Consider the following 17802-nt stretch of genomic DNA (forward strand, 5'->3'; position numbering starts at 1 on the left):
GCGCCACCAGGGAGACAGGGTATGGAACGATCGATTCAAGCTGGCAGCGGCGCTTTTGCCTCCGACGTATCCAGCACAATGCCCATGCGTCCGGCACACATAGCGTTCGCCATCGTGATGGCGGCACTCGGCATCCTCGGCCTGATCTACGGCGACGTCGCCCTGGTATGGCAACGCATCCCCATCGAGAACATGCCCGGACAGCATCTGCTTGCCTACGCGTTTGCGCTGATCGAACTGCTCGCCGGCATCGGTCTGCTGATCCGCTCTTTCGCTAAGCCTGCAGCCGCCGTGTTGTTCGTCTACATGGCGCTTTGGGCCGTACTGCTGAAACTGCCTGCCGTCATCGCGGTGCCGCAGATGGAGGCGACGTGGCTGGGCTTCGGCGAGATTGCCGTGATTCTTGCCGGGGCCTGGGTGATCTACGCCCGGCTGGCGAACAACAAGGCCTTCCTTGCCGGCCCCAAGGGCCTCCGCAACGCGCGCCTGCTGTTCGCCCTCTCGCTGCCGATGATCGGCCTCTCCCACTTCTTCTATAGCCAGCAGACCGTGGAATTCGTCCCCGCCTGGCTGCCTTCGCCGCTGAGCTGGGCATACATCACCGGCGCTGGAAGTATCGCGGCCTGCCTCGGCGTCTTGTTCGGCATCTTTCCGCGGCTGGCGGCCACGCTCGAAGCGGCCATGCTTGCCGTGATCACGCTGCTGGTGTGGGGGCCGAAGCTGTTCGCGATGCCGCTTGATCGCACAGCGCTCACTGCCTTCGTGATTTCCGCAGCCATCGCCTGCGGCGCGTGGCTCATCGCCGAGTCGTACAAAGGCCAGCCATGGCTGGCCCTCGGCGCACCCGCATGGAAGACACCGTCCGCCGCATCGGCCTGACGGTGTCTCGATGGACTAAGTCCCTTTCTTCTTGGCCGTCGCCGCCTTCTTCGCCGCCGGCGCGGCCACCGCCATCGGCTTGAGATCGGCGGCCTTGGTGTCCCGCCGATCCGACTTGTCCATGATCAGCGAACACAGCGAATCGAAGCGGCAGCAGCATTCGTTGTAAGCGCCCTGCACGCCAAGGCAGCCCAGCACCGCCTGGTGATGCATGCCGCTGGAACGGACCAGCGCGGCCGTGCCATCCGGCGCCTGCGGCCAGTCCAAGGTGCCGTTGCCGGCGACGCGGGCGGGGATCACCCAGTAATCGCCGTTGGCATAGAGGCCGCCGGCCTGGAAGCTGATCTGCACGCCGTCTTCCAGCTCGATGGTCTGGCCTTCCAGGAGCGGCACGCAGCCTTGGCCGTCGAGGTCCCCGCTCTGGTCCCAACGTCGCAGCAAGGGATGCCTCGCCGGGTCGTTGCTGACGGCATACGGCGTGACGTTCTTGGGTACGGTCAGCGTCACGATGCCCTGGGCCACGTCGATCGCCATCACCTGCAGCAGCGGCGCGGCCAGCTGCGCCAGCGTGTACTCGTCGTCGACCAGTTCCACCCAGTCGTTCACCGCCAGTCCCAGCCGCTGGTCGCGGCCCAGCGTGGCCAGCGATACGGCCAGCTGCGCGCTGCCATCGTTCTGCGGCGTGCTGATGGCGCCGATGATCGGGAAGATCACCGAACCGTTCTCGCGCGACCATTTGAAATTGGTGCCCGAAGGCGAACCCGCCGTACCCGCGGCGCCGCCCTGGTGGATCTCCACGCGGTACAGCTGGTTCTCGCAGCCGCGGTAGCGCGCGTCGGCGGCGATCACGCAGGGATCGCTGTCGGAAGGGATCGGGCCGAGCTGGGCGCGCAGCTGCGGCCACGCATAGGCGGCGCGCGCCCCGAGCAGCTGGCGCAGCGAGGGGCATGGGTCGCCGTTATTGGTGGCGCCGCCGCCGGCCGCGATGCTGTTGCGCAGCTGGGCGACGTCGTTGATCTGCTGCTTGATCGCCGCCTGGTCGCTGCTGCTGACCGCCGCTTCCAGGCGCACTTTCAATGCCGCCGTCACCGCATCCAGCCGGGCGGTAAGTGTCGTCGGGTCGAGGTTGAGCAGGCGCACCTGCCATACCGTCTGCGCACGCGAGGCGGTGTCCACGCCATCGAGCGCCAGGTCGGCGATTTCCGGCGCCTCGATCGCGCTCAGGTGCCGTTCCCACACGTCCAGCCACAGCGCGAAATTATTCGGCGGCTTGTTCCAGTCGTCGCCGGTATCGGCCGGCGCGGGCGCATAGGGCTGGCTGTCCAGCGTGCACATCGCCTCGTTCTGGCACAGGATGCCGTCCACGTAGAAGTGGCCGGGCGCCAGTTGCCAATCCGCCAGATGCTGCTGGGTGGTGATCGCAAAGCCGCTGCCCGGCGCCCAGCAGGGGCCGACCAGGTCCGCGATCATCGTGCGCAGCAGGAACAGCTGGATGCCGGCCTGCTCGTTCCAGTCCGCCTCCAGCGTCACCCGGCCCTGCTGCTGCATGACCTGGCTGTAGTGTCGTGCCGGGTCGAACGTGACCCGCGCAAAGTCGCCTTTCATGGTCGATCTCCTAACTTGCGAAAAGAATTCCGGCATCGGTATCGGCGGGTGTGTATTCCTGCAGCCGCCAGGCCAGGTTGGCCTCGCGCTGCGGCTCGTACAGGTCGTGGTACACGCCCATCGCCGACTGGTCGGATGCGCCCGCGCGGATTTCCCCGCAGGTGCCGTCGTCCAGCCGCGCGTAGTCGGGCGTGCCGTAGCGCAGGCTGCGGAACTGCGGCACCACGCGCAGCGTTTCCTGCGGCTGCTGCGCCTTCGGCACGGCGTCCAGCGCCAGGTCCGGCTGGCAATGGAAGCGCTGCGGCGTGCGCGAACCCGGCGGCACGTAGCAGAAGCGCACGCAGCCGGACTGGCGGCGCAGCACGCGCACGTTGCTGGCGAAGATGCAGTCCTCGGCCAGCGACATGGTGTGCGCCTGCACCTCGCCGATCACCGTGCAGCGCTGGAAGCTCGCCTGCACGTAGGCCACCGCCTCGTCCGGCGCGCCCAGCGCAACGCGCTCGATGCCGGTGGCATCCACCACGCTGTCGCAGATCTGCAGCGCCGGCGGCTCGCCACGGCGCACCGGGCTGACCACCGAGATCGCACCGACGATGCTCTGCTCGATGCGCAGCGAGGCACGCGTACCGTCCAGGGTGACGCTGGGCTCGCCCGGGCGCTTCGGATCGCAATCGCATTGCAGCGCCCAGCCGGGCACCAGGGTGCAATGGCGGATCACCAGCTCGCACAGGTCCGGCTGCGGCTCGCTGCTTTCGCTGTCCTCCGGCCCGTGCACTTCCACGCCGCGGCCGACGATCAGCAAGCCATCCAGCAGCACGCGGCTGCCGTTGGCGCCGCCGATATTCAGCGCATCCGGCTGGCTGGCCCGCACGTCGAGCAGGCGCAGGATCGGCCGCGTGCGTTCCGCCGCACGCAGCTGGATCGCCTCGCCGGCTTCGAGCTGCAGATCGATCGCGCCTTCGTAGATGCCGCTTTCGGCCAGCTCGATGATCAAGGCGCGCAGCGACGGGTCCGCCGCCTTGGCCTGCGTCCATGCGTCCAGCGCATCGGTAATGCTGTTGAAATGCCCTGGCGGCAGCGGCGCCGGGGCGGCCACCGGCAGCACGGCGTGCACGATGTAGCGCGTGGCGTTCTCCAGCTCCGGCACCGGCCGCGCATACTCGCCGCCGCCAAGATCCGCGGCGAAGCCGTAGCTGTAGGAAACCCACACGCCACGCTTCGGCCGCTGGTTCGCCGGGAACAGCAGGCGCCCGGTTTCCGGATCGACCGCCACGCGTCCGCGCGGCACCTGGTAGCGCCAGGCGGAGAGGTCGGCCGGGATCAGCGCCTCGATCGGCACCGGCATGCCTTGCCCCTTCGCCGGCCAGTCGGGCGCGTAGACCAGCACGCTCTTGCCGGGGCCGTACAAGGCCGGCGACACATTGGCGTAATCCGCCAGCGGGCCGCGCTGCGCAAAACGGTAGCGGCGCAAAGGCACCGGCAGGTTGTGCTCGCGGGCGATATGCGTGGCTTGCGTTTCGGCCTCGGGCCGCTGGAACAGCGGCGTGTCGTTGCCGAGCACGCTGAAGCTGAAGCACTGCGGCCCGCGCTCTTCCAGGCAATACGCCGGCGTGGTGGTGACCGCATAGCTGCGCAGGCGGAACACGAACAGGCCGACGTCGGGAATGGCGTAGCGGCCACGCTGGTGGGCGCTGCCGAAGCGGCGCACGTCCACGCTGTGCGCGAGCGGATCGAAAGCGCCGCCCGCCCAGCCGATGCGCTGCATCACGCCAGGGTCGCGCAGATCGGCCGTGCCGCCGCGGTGCGGATGCTGGTGATCCAGATGCTGCGTCCAGCCCAGCAGGCGGTAGAACTCCACCGCGCGCGCCGGCCAGCCGGCGGCGTCGCGCGCCAGGTCTTCCAGCAGCGACAGCGTGCCCTTGCGGCGGCGCGCATCGATGGTGTTGGCCACGTCGGCGCGCGGCGCGAGCACGCGTCCCAGCCGGGCGCCATGCACGCTGCCGTCGGCCAGCGTCGCCGCCTCCGGCAGCAGCGAGTAGCCCAGCAGGTCGCCGATATACGGCACCACCCAGTCGTCGCAGGTCTCGATAAACCAGTTGTCGTACAGCCGCGCGATGTCCCGCTCCAGCACATTGGCCTGGGTCGACAGCACGCGCAGCAGGTCGCGCAGCGGATAGCCCTGGTCCGCATCGCGCATGCGGTACACCACCGGCATCAGTTCGTACAGGCGGTCGGGATTGGCGCTCATGGCGTGGCCTCCTGCAGCAGCAGCGTGTCGGGCACGGTGGGCAGGAAACAGGCGATCTGCGCCGGCAGCGGCAGCCCGTCATCGTCGTAGCGCGCCGGCAGCGCCTGCACGCGCTGGTTGACCAGGGACTGGCCGCAGGAGCCATGGGCCGAACCGCTGGTATGGAGGAACGACAGCTTGCCGACGCCTTCGCCCTTGTCGCCGTTCTTGTCGCCGCCGACGCCGAAGCCGGCCAGCACCGCCGCCTCGTCCAGATACCCGAAGGCATCCGCATCCACCCAGGCCACTCCGCGTACCTCCTGGATGCAGGCGACGATCTCGCTGAGATAAACGTTCTGCGCCAGGCCACGCCGCTCGAAGCCGAAGCGCTCCAGCAAGGCCGCGCGCACCTGCGGCTCCACCGCTTCCCAGTGGTAATCGGGCGCCAGGCCGATCTTCGCGCTCAGCGTCAGCGCCAGCAGCTCGCGCACGTCCAGGCTCACCGGCAAGGACGGATCGCCGTACTGCCGCAGCGCCTGCAGCAGGTTGCGGTACACGTCGGAGGTGACATCCACCGCCACGTCCGCCGCGCCGGCAATGGTCACCCGCACCTGGGTGCCCAGCTTCGCCGCCGCGGCCTTGCCGACGCCGCCGAAGGTGCGGGCGAAGTCGGCGTAGTCGGTGACCGACACCAGCCGGTCCAGCGCAAGCACCGCCAGCGGCACGTTGGCGCGGGCCTGGTCGCGCGTTTCCGGATCGGCGCCGCCGGACGCGCGCAGCGGGTTGATCACGTTCTTCACGCCCAGCGGCTTGGTGGTGAGCAGGCTGATCTGCCCGGCCTGCACATTGCCGGCGGCGCCGATGCCGTTGCGGTACACCGCGGTAATGTTCTCCACCCCGGTGGGCAGGCGCGCGCCATGCGCACCGTCGCCGAAGCTCACGCTGGTCTTGCCGCTGTCGTCGGTGGCGGTGACGAAACGGCGCGCATTGCCGTCGACAAAGGCCAGGTTGCGCACCTCGTGCCATTCGACCTGGTTGACCCGCACGGAGAGCGTGCTCAGCACGCCGTCCACCGTCGCGGCCGACACATACGTGAGCGGCGGCTGCTTGAGCGCGAACACCTGCATCGGCACGCTGCCGTCGCCGCTGCCCAGCACCTCGTTGCGCGTCTCGCCGTTGGTGGCGCGCACCACGTTGGCGAAGATCGACACGGTGCCGCGCTTGTAGGTATAGGCCAGGCCCTGGTTGGCGAACACCAGGGTGCTGTGCACGGTGTCGCCCGGCAGGTCCGGCGGCACGCCCTGCTCCACCGCCAGCAGCATCACCAGTTCGGAGGCGATGACCGCATCGGTGCCGGGCACGTCGGTGCGCTGGCCCTGCACGATCACCCAGCGGCCGGGCTTCAGCCCATCCACCGGCGCTTCCAGCGTGACCCGCGTGGGGCCGTCGTTCGGAATGCCGGCGCTGGTAGCGGCGACGTTGCCCATGTCGTCGGCAATCGACAGCACGGCCAGCGGCAGCAGCTCGCTCTGCGCATGTACCAGGCTGCCGCGCAGCGTCGCTTCATTGGGTGCCGGCCAGGTCGCGCCGGTGGCGTTGGAGGAGCCGGCCAGCACGATCTGCGTGCTCTTGCCGCTCATGCCGTAGTCGCTGTGCGGCAGCGTGTGCGCCGCCTGGACCCGGCCGATCACGGGCAGATCCTTGCCTGTGGTGTGGATCATCACGTAGCCGCCGGCGCTGACGCCGTCGTAGGCATTGTCCAGCCACAGCACGTTGTCCTTCTCGTCCATGGTCAGCGCGCCGGGCTGCGGTGTGGAAGTCCATTGGGTGTGGGCGCTGTCGTAGGTCTGCACGATGCTCACCGGCGCCGGCGCGTTGTAGCCGAACAGCGGCGCCGCCACCCGCATGGCGTACACGCCCTTGAGCGCGGGCGAATGCTCGCCGTGCTGCACCTGGGTCCAGGCGTTGTAGAAGCTGTCCATCAGCGGCCTGGCGAAGTTCAGCAGCAGCTGCGGCCGCGCATCGCTGGCCAGGCCCAGCGCGGTGGCCAGGTTGCGCTGCAGGCGCAGGCTGTTGGCCGGCTGCACGGTCACCGGCTGGATCAGCGCCTCGAACAGCGCACCGAAATCCGCATAGTCCGAACCGCCGTTGCCGCTGTTGCCGAAGGCCTGCTGCACGGTCTGCATGAAATCGATCACCGGCTGCGGCGCGGTCTGGTAGCCCTCCAGTTCGCTGAAATCGTGCGCGAAACTGGTGAAGCTTCCGGTGTTGCCCACTTCGAGCAGCAGCTTCTGGCGCACCGATTCGATGCTGTCCAGCCAGCCGGTGTTGGTATAGGCCAGCAGGCCGATCGCCTTGTTCGCCGCCGTCAGTATCTGCACGGTCACCGCATCCACCGGCTGCAGCACCACGCGGCTGCGCTGCTGCTCCGGCGGCAGCACGGCGCCGGTGGCCGGGTCGCGCTGCTGCACCTCCACCGACTGCACCCGCCGTACGGCGCTGACGCCGGTGCCCAGCTCGCCGAACAGGAACAGCAGCGGGTCGTTCAATTTCAGCTGCGTGTTGGCGCTGGCCACCCACAGCTCGCCGAGGCCGCCGATGGTGGCCAGCGAGATGTTCTGCGGCTGGGTCAGGCGCGGCCGCAAGGTGTTCCACTCGCGGCGCGCATCCAGCGCCTCGGCCGTCTCGAAGGTCTGCATCTGCTCGCCCGGCGCCGGCACCGACTGCGCCTTGGCGCCCGGCGGGATGGTCACCGCGGTCGAGTTGTCGTCGATGGTGTAGGCCAGGTAGACGCTGGCCGCCACGCCGGGACGCAGGCGGTAATCCACCAGCCGGCCCAGCTGCAGCACGGAGCAGCGCTCCGTGGCGGTGCGCAGATAGCCTTCGTTGGCGATGCGCTCCTGGTAGAAGCTCAGCACGTCGGCGCCGATCGCCCAGGCATCGAGCAGGGCCATCGAGGGATCGTCCAGCTCGCGCGTGCGCAGGCCCTGCAAGGCAGGCAGCGCCGCATCGCTGAGATCCAGCTGCATGGTGGCGCGGAAGTCCGCATAGGTGCCGACGCGGTAGACCAGGCTGTCCAGCCCGGGCCGGTTGTAGAGGGATCGCGGCGTGCGCGCGCCGGCGCCGCATCCGCAGGCGCAGGCGTGCTGGCCGCAGGCGCTGCAGCAACTCATCGGCCACCTCCCATGATGAACGCGATGCTGCCGTGGTCGGGATGGTCCGGATCGTTGTCGACCTGGGCCAGTTCGGTGCCTGCCAGATGCAGCAGGCCATCGTCCGGCGCGCCGCTGGCGGCGTCATCGTCCATGCGCAGCAAGGTGCGCACTTCGACATGCGCCACGCCGACCACCGCCTGCGCCTCGGCCATCAGCGCGCTGACGCTGACGGCGGCGCCCAGGCGCAGCCGGTCCGGATGGAAAAAGCCCGGCGTGCCGTCGCTGCGCAGGCCGGCGCTGAAGCGCTCGATCAGCGCCGCCTCGACGTGTGCCGTCAGGAAATCCGGCAGCACGCAGACGAACAGTTCGATACGCAGCGGCACGTAGCGCGCGGGCAGCACCGCCACGTCGTGGCCGATGCGGCGGTACGGCTGCAGGTCGGCCAGCACGCGCGCGGCGAGGCTGGGCGGCAGCGTGTCGCGGCCCAGCGGATCGATCACCACGTCGGCCTCGTACCAGCTGCCGTTCCACGCCATGGCGCAGGCGGCGCCCTGCACGGCCGGCTCGCGCGCCGCGAACTGCGCGTAGTCGTCGGCGACGATCGCGCGCAGCGGGTGGGCGCGAAACGCACCCGGCGCATACAGCTTCACCTCGGCCAGCGTTTCCGCCGCCTGCCCGCCGCCGGCCGCCAGCGGGTTGCGCGGCACCAGCCCGTCCGGCACCACCCCGTTGCGCAGCGCTATCCACACGATGCTTTCGCGGCCGACATTGCCGGCGGTGCCGTTGCCGATGCGCGTGCGCGCGCGGAAGAAATCGCCGGCCTGCGGCTGGCGGCCGAGCACGCCGTCGCCGAAGCGCAGATGCGCCGCGCCGTCGTCGTCCATTTCGACCACGAAGTGGCGGTCGTCCGCGCCGCTTTCCAGCAGGTCCTGGCGCGAATCCCAGCGCCACTGCGCATCCGGTGTGCCGGCCACCAGAATGTCGCCGAGCGCACCGCCGTAGACGTCGAGCTGCGGCAGCGCCGCGCGCGGATCGCGCGCCAGCAGCTGGCAGACCGGCGCATTCGGCGTGGCCGGCAAAGGCTCGGCCCAGGTCAGCGGCGTACCCGGCACGACATGGCCGGTCTCCGCAGGCGGGCGCCGCACGTCCAGCACCGCGCCATCGCAGCGGCAGCAGCCGTACCCGGTGCTGCCGGGCACCAGCCAGCAGTCCTCGGCCAAGGCATCGCAGCGCTGGCAGGCATCGGGCATGGCGGCGCGCGCGGTGGCCAGCCCCGGATAGTCGTCGTCGCCCTGCCCGGGCGGCGTGCACAGCGCCGAGCAATCGCACTTGCCGGGCACGTGGTCGCCATGATCGACCAGCAGCACATTGCCGCGCGCCAGGCTGACATCGTGCAGCCAGGCGCAATCGGGCGATGGCTTGCGCACCGACAGGCACAGGTCGAACGGCAGCGCATCGCAGGGATCCCAACTCACCTGCAGCAGCAAGGTGCCGTCGAGCGGATCGGCGATGGGCTGCACGGACGTGAGCCGCACGGCGTGGCGATGCTCCGGGTTGGCATCCGCCGGATTGCCGGTGACCGGGCCGAGCACTTCCTCGAAGATCAGCAGATCGCCGACCTGCAGCGTCAAGGCGCGCTGCGGCGCGGCCACCGCCGCGCGTGCCACCTCCACCGCCGACGTATTGCCGCCATCGCCGGTTCCTGGCGTGGTCGCGGGACCCGACGGCGCCGCCGGCGGATCCACCAGCACCGCCTGCGTGCTTCCGCGCGGCAGGCAGCACAGCTCGTCGCCCCAGGTGTAGAAACGGATCGCGCAATGGGCGGCGCTCACCGTGATCGTGGTGGCGCCGTCCAGCGCCATCGGCTCGAACACCAGCGCCCCTTGCGCCCGCGCCTTCTCCAGCTGGTCGGCATTCAAGCCGCCCGGCGTGGCATCGGCTTGCGCCGGCGGCGGCACCAGCAGCAGCAGATTGTCGAGGTCGAGCGTCGCCTCGCCCGCCGGCAGCTGCAAGGCCACCAGCGCGCGCGCATTGCAGCCTTCGTGCATGCGGTAGTCGACCAGCCGCGCATGCCGCCGCACCGAAATGCGCCGGCGCGCGGTGGCCAGATACGCCTCGGTCGCGACGGCGTCCTGGTAATAGCTCAGGTAATCGGCGGTATAGGCCAGCGTCTCGACCAGGGCGATGCCGATATCCGGCACGTGGCGTTCCTGCCACGCCGGCGCATCCAGCGCCATGCGGTCGAGGAACAGCTGGCGGAAGCTCGCATAGTCCTTCGCCAGATAGTTGATCTCCGGCGGCGGCTCGGGCGTTTCCACGCAAGGCGCGACGGCGGCGCAGTCCAGCTCCTTGGCGCAGCCCAGGCGGAAGCGCAGGCCCACGCAGGCATAGCGCGGATCGAAACCGGGATAGGCCATCCACCCGGCAGGATCGTTGCCGGACGCGGCGTCGACCAGGCACAGGCAATACGGCGAGTGGTCGCCTTCGCGGTCCAGCACCACGCGCAGGCAGGCGTCGTCGTGCATCTCCGGCTCGTTCTCCTCGCTGACCGCGAGCACGCGCAGGCCGGTGATGCGGTCGCCACCGCTGATCCGCACGTTGGCTACGCCAATGCCTTCCGGTATCGGCCCGAACAGATGCACGCACAGCGTGACGCCGTCATCGCCGACTTCCACGAAGTCGATGCCATTGAGCTGCCCGCCGAGGCGCAGGCGCTCGCGCCGCGCATCCAGCGAACAGGACGGCGGCAGGCCGCAGCCGATGGGAACGGGAAGCAGCGTCGCGTCGGTGCTCATGTCGCGCTCCCGCGGATGCTGGCGGTGCGCACGTCGCCGGTGGCCAGCACGGTGTAGCTGAGATCCACCTGCAAGGTGGCGTCGTCGCTGGTCACCTCCAGCGACCCCACATTGATCACGTCGCCCAGATAGCGCTGCAGCGCCGCCTGCAAGGTGAACTGCAGGGCCGCGGCGATCTCCGGGCTGTTCGGCGCGAACACCATCTGCAGCAGGCCGCTGCCGAAGTCCGGCCGGTTCACCCGTTCGCCCGGACGGGTGAACAGCAACTGCTCGATCATGTCGCGCACGTGGTCGTCGTCATCGGTGAGCGCGGTGCGGCCGCGGCGGTCGAAGGCGAATGGAAAGTCGATGTTGATGGCGGGATCCATGACGTCCTCACATGGCGGTGACGCGCATCTGGCTGGCGACGATCAGCAGCGGCGTCGCCGTCGGCGCGCACAGCGCCTGGCTGTCGAAGCACAGCAGCGGCTGTCCGTTGGAAGTGACCCGGGTCGCGCTGGTCATGAACTGCGCGCTGACGCAGGGGCCGTTGGCCGCGGGCGGCGGCGGGAAGGTGCAGCCGGCCACCACCCACGGCCCGGGCATGGCGACCGTGGGCTGGCCGCTCACCGTCACGCGCGGATTCGGCACCGTGGCCTGCGCCTGTCCGCCGTGCGAACAGAGCACGCTGGCGCCGACATGGATAAGGAAGCCCGGCATCGTCATCCTCCTCAGGTCACGACCAGCGCGCCGTTGTTGATGGTGACGGTGGGTCCCGCCAGCACGATGGTGGCGCCCTGCCCGTTGGAGATGGTGATGCCGATCTCGTTGACCATGATCATGGCGCCCGTCACGGCCTTGAGCAGGATGCCGCCGGTAGGACCCGGCAGGTCGCTGATCGAGATCGTGTTCTGCAGGCCCGACTGCAGCACCACGCTGGGGCTGGCGGGATTGCCCGCCAGTGCCAGGGCCGGCACCTCTGCGGCGATGCCCCAGAAACCGCCGGTCCAGATCGGATAATCCGGATCGCCCTGTTCGAATTCGATCCACACGCCCGCGCCGATCTGCGGCACCACGTACACGCCGTTCTGCTTGCCGGCGAACGGCACGCACGGCATGGCCCAGCTCGAGGGCAGCAGGCCGGACACGTCCGGCACCGTCGCCTGGATGCGCCCGAGCTGTTCGGGGTCGATGTTCTGCAGCACGGTGCCGCGGTATTTGCCGTAGTACTTGGTCATGACGGCACCCGCGGCACGGTGGAGATCAGGCCCTTGCGCGACAGGCTGAAGCTTTGCTTGTACTCGCCGCGCTTGATGGTGTGGCGCACCTCGCTCACGTAATGCAGGCCGTCGAAGGCCGGCCCCACGCCGCGCACGCCGACCAGCTGGCGCGCCTTCAGCACGCGGCCGTAGCGCGACACGTCCAGGTTGCCGCGGCCGGTGACAGTGTCGGCGGACTTGGCCGCCTCCGCCATGCCCAGCAGCAGCGCGCGCACCGGCGAATACTTGGCCGTTTCGGTCAACGGGTTGAAGCGCTGCGGCGGCGGGTCGAGCAGGCCCAGCGGCGGATTCAGCGGACCGACGTCGGGGATCGGAATCGGGATCGGAATCTTGGTCTGCGGATTCTGGATATAGACGATCGGCAGGCTGCGCGCATTGCCGTTGTAGCTGAAGCTGAGGCTTTCCACGTTGCTGGCCGCATCCATGTCGGCATTCAGCGGCGGCTGCGGCACGCCTACTTTAATCTTCGGCCCCCAGTACGCGGTGCTCATGCCCGGCGCGGGGCCCGGTTCGATATAGAACACGTAGCCCACGCGGCTGGCCAGCATGCGGATGTATTCCAGGTCCGTGCCCTGCTGGGTGGGAATGCGGTCGGTGGGAATCGGCACGTCGATGGCGATGCTGGGAATCACCAGCGGCACCACGCCTAAAAATGCGTACTTGGCCAGCAGCAGCGCCACGATGCCTTCGGCCGGCATGGCCGGATACGGCAGCCCCGGCAGGCCGGAGAACTCCAGCTTCTGCATCACCGTGGTGAGATCGTCGCCGCTCACCTGCAAGCTGGTGTGGCGCTGGTCGGCGCCGGGCATCACTTCGGTCTTGGTCACCACGCCGTCGATCAGCACCTCCGGCGTGCCGTTCACCGTGACGATCACGATCACCCGCAGCAGCGGCACCACGTCGCCGCCGCTCAGCAGGAACAAGGTATGCAGCGGCGACTGCACGCTCAGGGTGAACTGCAAGGTGAAAGCGCCGGCCTGCTCGTCGGGCTGCACCACCTCGATCTGGGTCAGCGCATCCAGCACCACCTGCGGCACCGGCACCGGCACCACGGGCCCGACCAGCAATGTCAGGTGCACGCCCTTAAGCACGCGGCACCCCCGGAATACCCTCGGGCAAGGTGATGGCGAGCTTGCGGCCGATGGTTTCGGTCAGCTCGTCCGGGCGCAGCGCGCGATTGGCATCGCACAGCCGCCAGAACTGCTCGGGATCGCCCAGGTAGTGCGCGGCGATATTGTCCAGCCGCTCGCCCTGCACCACGCGATGCCACTGCAGCAGCGCGAACTTCTCCGGCGCCGGTACGAAGCGGCGCTTGAGATAGGTGATCGGCGTGCCGTCGGCGCGCACGAAGGTGCCGGTTGGGGTCAGCGCATAGCGGCTGGTCGGAGGAAAGGCGATGGCCATCAGGGCACTCCCGTTATGCCGAGCGCGGACAAGGGCATGGCCGGCGCCATGCCGGACAGCCGTTCCTTGTTTTGCAGATAGCTCATGAACAGGCTGGCCGCCTTGTGTCCCGGCGGCACGTCGTTCACCGACAGCACGCGCAGGCCCAGGCTGACCTTGGCGCGGATCGGATTGAGCGCGGTGTCGAAGGCCTCCTCGGTGATGCTCAGCTCCGTGACGCGCACCGGCAGGATGCGCGTCTGGCTCCACACGAACAGGGCCAGCGGCGTTTCCATCGGAATGATTTCCAGCGTGCCGGCCTGGGACATCGCATCGTTGGCGTTCAACTGCGCGCTGGTCGGATAGATCATGGTTTCCAGCGCGGCCAGCTGGGCGAACACGCCGGTCTGCGTGGCGACGCGGTTGCGGTCGGGAAATTCCAGCTGGTCGGTGGCGTCGATCTCCGCCTCCAGCTTGATGGTTTCCACCGGCGGCCCTTTCAGGCGCAGCACCTCGGAGCGGTCGCCGCCGTCGGCGCTGATCGCCTGCACCTGCAGCGAGCGGGTAATCGAGTCGGGGTTGTACTGCAGGGCGATCACGCGCAGCACGGCGGAGCTGTCCGGGTCGATCAGCACCAGGCCACCCTTGAGGATGCGCGGCGAGCCGGGGAATCCGCTCATGGCACGTGTCCGTAGCCGAGCAGCTTGTCCATGCGGCTGAGCACATAGGAGAAGCCCTGCACGTTGGGGCTGCGGTTGCCCTCGATGGTGTAGAGCATGCCGTCCCGCACCGAGTGCACCAGGCCGGTGTGGCCCAGCCAGCCGGCCAGGCTCACCCGCCACCACACCACGATGTCGCCCGGCTGCGGCATGTAGCCATCGCCCGGCGTCGAGGCCCAGCCCTTGTCCTTGAACTCCGCCAGCAGGCTGCGCGCGCTGGCCACGTAGGGGAACGGCATCTTCGCCCGGTCGCCGCCCGCGCCCTGCAGGAAGCAATAGCTCACGAAGGAAGCGCACCACGGATTGCCTTCCGGCAATCCTGCCGGCGCCAGGTACTTGCGCACGAACGGGCCGCGGTTGTCGCCGCCCTGCTCGCCGGCGCCGGCCTTGAGCTCCGCGATGGCCGAGCCGAGCGCCGCCCTGCCACGCGCGCTGCCGCCGGTGGCGGGCAGCACGGTGTAATCCACCGCGCTCGGCGTAACGATGGCCGGCTTGGGATTCTGCAGGCTCCACCAGGTCAGCGGCCCGGCCACGCCATCCACCACCAGCGGCTGGCCGTGCTGGTCGAGGTTCTGGATCTGGAACGCGCGCAGGGCCTGCCAGGTTCGCGTATCGAACACGCCCGTGCCCGGCGCCGCATAGCCGCGCCGGGTCAGCAGCTGCTGCAGCTGGCTGACCTGTGGCCCCTGATCGCCTTTACGCAAGGTGTCCATGCTCAATGCTCCATCCCGATGGCGCGTGCGAGCGCGCACGATTGATCGCGTTTCAAGCGGTATCTCCGTTGACCGGATCCCAATGCGTCGCTGCCGGCGCGCTCAGGTCCATCGCCCCGCCCGGCAGCGCCGCATTGCGGCAGGCGGTATCGCAGTCGTCGCCATTGCTGCCGAAGCCGCGGCCCAGCCGCTGGTTGTTGATGTCCTGCGCGTAGCTGTCGTGCGGACTGCTGTCGATGTACTCGCGGTAGAACTCGCGCGAACTGCCGGCCAGCCTGGCGGTGAAGGCGCCGCAGCGCTTGGTCGAGGCGCAGGCGATCCAGCAGTGGCCGAAGGCGTCCCACACATTGCTCGAAATCGGCGCGTGGGTCTGGTTGTAGTACCAGAGCCGGAAGCCGCCGGTGCGGTTCACCGGATCGCCGAAGGTGGCGTCGTACATCGGACGCTCCAGCGGCGTCAGGCAGTGATAGGCCCATGCCGCATAGAGCGCGGCGCCGACGCCGACCACGCCGGCCGCCACCAGCGGCCAGCCGCGGCGCAAGGTGGCGGACGGATCGGTGCCGACCATCGGCGCCACCGACGAGACCGGCCGCGTCAGCACGTCCATCGCCGTGCGGTCGGCCTCGTGCTCGAAGGCATCGTTGCGGTTGCCGATCGCCTGCGGACGCACGTCCTGCTGGCGCTGCTGCATCACGTGCGAGAGCTCGTGCGCGAGCAGGAAGCTGCCCATCAGCGATTCCGGCGCGTACTTGCCGTCGGCGAACACGATATGCCGGCCAGCGGTATAGGCCTGCGCATCCACGTCCCTGGCCGAGCGCGCGGCGCTGCCGTCGGTATGGATGCGCACGCCGCCGAGGTTCCGGCCGAAGCGCGGCTCGAAGAAGCGGCGGGCGCGATCGTCCAGCGGACGGCCGCCGCTGGCCAGCGCATCGTGGACGGAAGCCGGCACCGGTTCGGCGGCCGCGTGTTCCGCATGCGGCCCGGCCTCGCGCTCGCTGCAGGCGCGGCACTGGCCGCCGCCCGGGGTATGCGTGCCGCAAGCGCATTTGCGCTGCAGCAGGTGGCCCGCCGCCGCGCCGTTCGCCGCCGTGCTCTTCACGGCCTGCGCAGCCTGGCTCTTGGCGGCGCGCTCGCTCATGGCCGGCCCTCCTCGTGCAGCAGCTGGTCGAGCAGCCGCACGGTGGCGGCGTCGGCCTGGCCGGACTGCTTCCACTGGAGCAGCAGCGCCTGGTCGCGCGGCCTGGGCACATAGGCATACGCATACAGCGCGTACAGGCTCAGCGGCAGCTTGCCGAGGCGGATGAAATGCTCCAGCGATGCGCGCACTTCGGCGGCGATGGGACGCTGTAGCAGCAGCAGCGGAAACGGCTGGCCGGTGCTGGTCATGCCCACCAGCTCCCGCGCCAGCGCGGCCTGATCCACCGGCAGCAGCCACAGGCCGGCGTCGCAGGCTTCGGTCAGTTCCTTGTCCGCGCGTTCCAGCACGGCCAGCAGGCGCCGGTACAACGCGTCCGTGAGGCAGCGCGAAAGCAGGATCACCGCGACGCGCGCGAGCGCGGGCTCGGGCTGGTGTTCCAGGTAATCGAGCAGTTGCTCGCCGGCCGTGCCGTCGGCGAGCAGCTCGCGCACGCGGGGCAGCGCGAAGAAGGCACCCAGGCCCGTGCGCAGGGCGAACGGATCCGGCAGGTCCTGTCGCAGGACTTCCAGGCGGGCTTGCATGGATGACGGTGCGTTCATGGCTGCGCCTCAGGGCCGCTCGCGCGCGTCGCCGCCGTAGTCGTCGGGGCGGCGCGGCAGGGCCGGCGAGTGCTCGGCGGCGATATCGCGTTCGACGTCGACGGCGTGCTGTTCCGACGGCGGCGTGCCGCCCGGCGGCGTCGGGCCGCGCGCCGCATGCGTGCCCTGCATCTTCGGCAGTGCGTGCCCGCAGACTTCGTGGGCGAAGATCAGATGGAACGGAATATCCACCCAGCGTCCGTTGATCTTGTACTGGCCCTGGAAGCGCGGATCGACATTGACGGTCGGACTGGTGCGGCGCCCCGCCTCACCCTGCACGCGCCCTTGCTGATCGACCGTGCGGCTGGTGCCCGGCGGCCCGGCCTGAAAGGCAATCGTGGTGGTTTCGGTGTTGTTGATGACGTCGCACAGACAACGGCAACCCACCGGCGTGCTGGAATTGGCCGGCGATTTCGCCGGAGCGGCCGGCGCAGGCGTGGCGCAGAAATTGGCCGCGCCCGCGCTGGCCACGCCGGTCGCCGGATCCACCACGAACTGGCCGTCGGGGCAGACTTCATGCATCAGGTTCTGCACCGCATTGGTCAAGGGTTGCTCCGGCCCCGCCGCGCCCGCCGGCATCGGAATCGAATCGCCGGGATTGACCACCAGCCGCCGGCGCAGGATCGGCGCACGCGCCAGGCTCAGCGGCGCCGCGGCAAACCCGGTACCCGCATTCGCGCCGCTCATCACCCGGTGCGCCGCCGCATCCGCCTCGCCTTCCAGCGGATCGTCCGCGCTGCCGATGCGCAGGCCGTTGCCGCCAGCCATCGACGGCGTGTCGCCCACCTGCCCGCCGGAGCGCTGCAGGCTCTGCGCACCGCCCTGCTGCACCACGTGCGCCAGTTCATGCGCAAGCAGCTGGCGGCCCGTATGCGTCGACGGCGCATAGCCGCCCTGACCGAACACGATATGCGGCCCCACGGTGTACGCGGAGGCGCCGACGTCGGCCGCCGTTTCCGCGGCCTGCGGCGACGCATGCACGCGCACGTGGCTGAAGTCGTGGCCGAAGCGCGGCTCCATGAAGCTGCGCGTGGCGCGATCCAGCGGCTGTCCGCCGCGGGCCAGTTCCGCATGCACGCTGGCCGGGGCGACGCCGCTGGCCACGTCGCGCTGCGCGCGCCGCTGCAGGCTGGCCTTCTTCTGCGCGCATTCGCTGCACTGGCCGCCGCCCGGCGTGGATTTGCCGCAGCCGCATTTGCGGTGCAGACCGACCGGCGCGCGGGTGAGCGCAGGCGTAAAGCTCTGCCTGGCGATCGCTGATTTGTCGGCGCTTGGCATCGTGGCGGCCCTC

At 69.6% G+C, this 17802-nt stretch carries 15 protein-coding genes; 1 reads left to right on the plus strand and 14 read right to left on the minus strand.

Annotated features, from left to right (window positions below; genetic code table 11):
* Nucleotides 1-21: 21 nt before the first annotated feature.
* Nucleotides 22-879, plus strand: coding sequence for a DoxX family membrane protein (locus ISN75_RS11340; RefSeq protein ID WP_343822007.1), 858 nt, complete (start codon nt 22-24; stop codon nt 877-879).
* 15 nt (nt 880-894) lie between these two features.
* On the opposite strand, the gene ISN75_RS11345 is transcribed toward ISN75_RS11340, so the two are convergent.
* The 14 genes from ISN75_RS11345 to ISN75_RS11410 are packed head-to-tail and all read right to left on the minus strand — an operon-like array spanning nt 895 to nt 17789.
* Complete coding sequence (locus ISN75_RS11345) at nt 895-2484, minus strand: DUF6519 domain-containing protein (RefSeq protein ID WP_168648643.1); 1590 nt, start codon at nt 2482-2484, stop codon at nt 895-897.
* 10 nt (nt 2485-2494) lie between these two features.
* Nucleotides 2495-4732, minus strand: coding sequence for a hypothetical protein (locus ISN75_RS11350; protein ID WP_343822003.1), 2238 nt, complete (start codon nt 4730-4732; stop codon nt 2495-2497).
* The gene (locus ISN75_RS11355; protein WP_343822002.1) at nt 4729-7884 is read right to left on the minus strand and encodes a putative baseplate assembly protein; all 3156 of its coding nucleotides are present in this window, start codon (nt 7882-7884) and stop codon (nt 4729-4731) included. Before ISN75_RS11355 ends, ISN75_RS11350 begins: the two co-directional genes overlap by 4 nt.
* A complete protein-coding gene (locus ISN75_RS11360) occupies nt 7881-10661 on the minus strand; it encodes a putative baseplate assembly protein (protein WP_343822000.1) in 2781 nt (926 codons plus the stop codon). The genes ISN75_RS11355 and ISN75_RS11360 overlap by 4 nt, the downstream gene beginning before the upstream one ends.
* Nucleotides 10658-11029 (minus strand): GPW/gp25 family protein, encoded by a 372-nt coding sequence (locus ISN75_RS11365; protein ID WP_208399911.1) that lies wholly within the window; start codon nt 11027-11029, stop codon nt 10658-10660. The genes ISN75_RS11360 and ISN75_RS11365 overlap by 4 nt, the downstream gene beginning before the upstream one ends.
* Before the next feature lie 7 nt (nt 11030-11036).
* Nucleotides 11037-11360, minus strand: a complete 324-nt coding sequence (locus ISN75_RS11370; protein ID WP_167258215.1) for a hypothetical protein — start codon at nt 11358-11360, stop codon at nt 11037-11039.
* An 11-nt stretch (nt 11361-11371) separates the two neighbouring features.
* On the minus strand, nt 11372-11878 hold the full coding sequence (locus tag ISN75_RS11375; RefSeq protein WP_167258217.1) for a phage baseplate assembly protein V: 507 nt from the start codon (nt 11876-11878) through the stop codon (nt 11372-11374).
* Nucleotides 11875-12999, minus strand: a complete 1125-nt coding sequence (locus tag ISN75_RS11380) for a hypothetical protein (protein WP_343821997.1) — start codon at nt 12997-12999, stop codon at nt 11875-11877. Before ISN75_RS11380 ends, ISN75_RS11375 begins: the two co-directional genes overlap by 4 nt.
* Nucleotides 13000-13003: 4 nt before the next feature.
* Nucleotides 13004-13324 (minus strand): LysM peptidoglycan-binding domain-containing protein, encoded by a 321-nt coding sequence (locus ISN75_RS11385; RefSeq protein ID WP_214570605.1) that lies wholly within the window; start codon nt 13322-13324, stop codon nt 13004-13006.
* Nucleotides 13324-13983 carry a hypothetical protein gene (locus ISN75_RS11390; protein ID WP_343821992.1) on the minus strand — a complete coding sequence of 220 codons (660 nt, stop codon included), beginning with the start codon at nt 13981-13983 and terminating at the stop codon, nt 13324-13326. Before ISN75_RS11390 ends, ISN75_RS11385 begins: the two co-directional genes overlap by 1 nt.
* Complete coding sequence (locus ISN75_RS11395) at nt 13980-14735, minus strand: CHAP domain-containing protein (protein ID WP_343821989.1); 756 nt, start codon at nt 14733-14735, stop codon at nt 13980-13982. Before ISN75_RS11395 ends, ISN75_RS11390 begins: the two co-directional genes overlap by 4 nt.
* Before the next feature lie 52 nt (nt 14736-14787).
* Nucleotides 14788-15873: a DUF4157 domain-containing protein gene (locus ISN75_RS11400; protein ID WP_343821986.1), complete on the minus strand. Its 1086-nt coding sequence runs from the start codon at nt 15871-15873 to the stop codon at nt 14788-14790.
* The gene (locus tag ISN75_RS11405; protein WP_343821984.1) at nt 15870-16472 is read right to left on the minus strand and encodes a hypothetical protein; all 603 of its coding nucleotides are present in this window, start codon (nt 16470-16472) and stop codon (nt 15870-15872) included. The genes ISN75_RS11400 and ISN75_RS11405 overlap by 4 nt, the downstream gene beginning before the upstream one ends.
* Nucleotides 16473-16481: 9 nt before the next feature.
* Nucleotides 16482-17789, minus strand: a complete 1308-nt coding sequence (locus ISN75_RS11410) for a DUF4157 domain-containing protein (RefSeq protein ID WP_343821981.1) — start codon at nt 17787-17789, stop codon at nt 16482-16484.
* Nucleotides 17790-17802: the final 13 nt, after the last annotated feature.

It is taken from the genome of Dyella marensis (genome assembly GCF_049532885.1).
GTDB classification, from domain to species: Bacteria; Pseudomonadota; Gammaproteobacteria; order Xanthomonadales; family Rhodanobacteraceae; genus Dyella_D; species Dyella_D marensis.

What these genes read in the sequence shown, in the direction of transcription:
- ISN75_RS11345 (WP_168648643.1), bottom strand. Translation starts at nt 2,484, where the DNA reads ATGAAAGGCGACTTTGCGCGGGTCACGTTCGACCCGGCACGACACTAC.
- ISN75_RS11375 (WP_167258217.1), bottom strand. Translation starts at nt 11,878, where the DNA reads ATGACCAAGTACTACGGCAAATACCGCGGCACCGTGCTGCAGAACATC.
- ISN75_RS11340 (WP_343822007.1), top strand. Translation starts at nt 22, where the DNA reads ATGGAACGATCGATTCAAGCTGGCAGCGGCGCTTTTGCCTCCGACGTA.
- ISN75_RS11390 (WP_343821992.1), bottom strand. Translation starts at nt 13,983, where the DNA reads ATGAGCGGATTCCCCGGCTCGCCGCGCATCCTCAAGGGTGGCCTGGTG.
- ISN75_RS11365 (WP_208399911.1), bottom strand. Translation starts at nt 11,029, where the DNA reads ATGGATCCCGCCATCAACATCGACTTTCCATTCGCCTTCGACCGCCGC.
- ISN75_RS11385 (WP_214570605.1), bottom strand. Translation starts at nt 13,324, where the DNA reads ATGGCCATCGCCTTTCCTCCGACCAGCCGCTATGCGCTGACCCCAACC.
- ISN75_RS11400 (WP_343821986.1), bottom strand. Translation starts at nt 15,873, where the DNA reads ATGAGCGAGCGCGCCGCCAAGAGCCAGGCTGCGCAGGCCGTGAAGAGC.
- ISN75_RS11410 (WP_343821981.1), bottom strand. Translation starts at nt 17,789, where the DNA reads ATGCCAAGCGCCGACAAATCAGCGATCGCCAGGCAGAGCTTTACGCCT.
- ISN75_RS11395 (WP_343821989.1), bottom strand. Translation starts at nt 14,735, where the DNA reads ATGGACACCTTGCGTAAAGGCGATCAGGGGCCACAGGTCAGCCAGCTG.
- ISN75_RS11360 (WP_343822000.1), bottom strand. Translation starts at nt 10,661, where the DNA reads ATGAGCACCGACGCGACGCTGCTTCCCGTTCCCATCGGCTGCGGCCTG.
- ISN75_RS11405 (WP_343821984.1), bottom strand. Translation starts at nt 16,472, where the DNA reads ATGAACGCACCGTCATCCATGCAAGCCCGCCTGGAAGTCCTGCGACAG.
- ISN75_RS11370 (WP_167258215.1), bottom strand. Translation starts at nt 11,360, where the DNA reads ATGCCGGGCTTCCTTATCCATGTCGGCGCCAGCGTGCTCTGTTCGCAC.
- ISN75_RS11355 (WP_343822002.1), bottom strand. Translation starts at nt 7,884, where the DNA reads ATGAGTTGCTGCAGCGCCTGCGGCCAGCACGCCTGCGCCTGCGGATGC.
- ISN75_RS11350 (WP_343822003.1), bottom strand. Translation starts at nt 4,732, where the DNA reads ATGAGCGCCAATCCCGACCGCCTGTACGAACTGATGCCGGTGGTGTAC.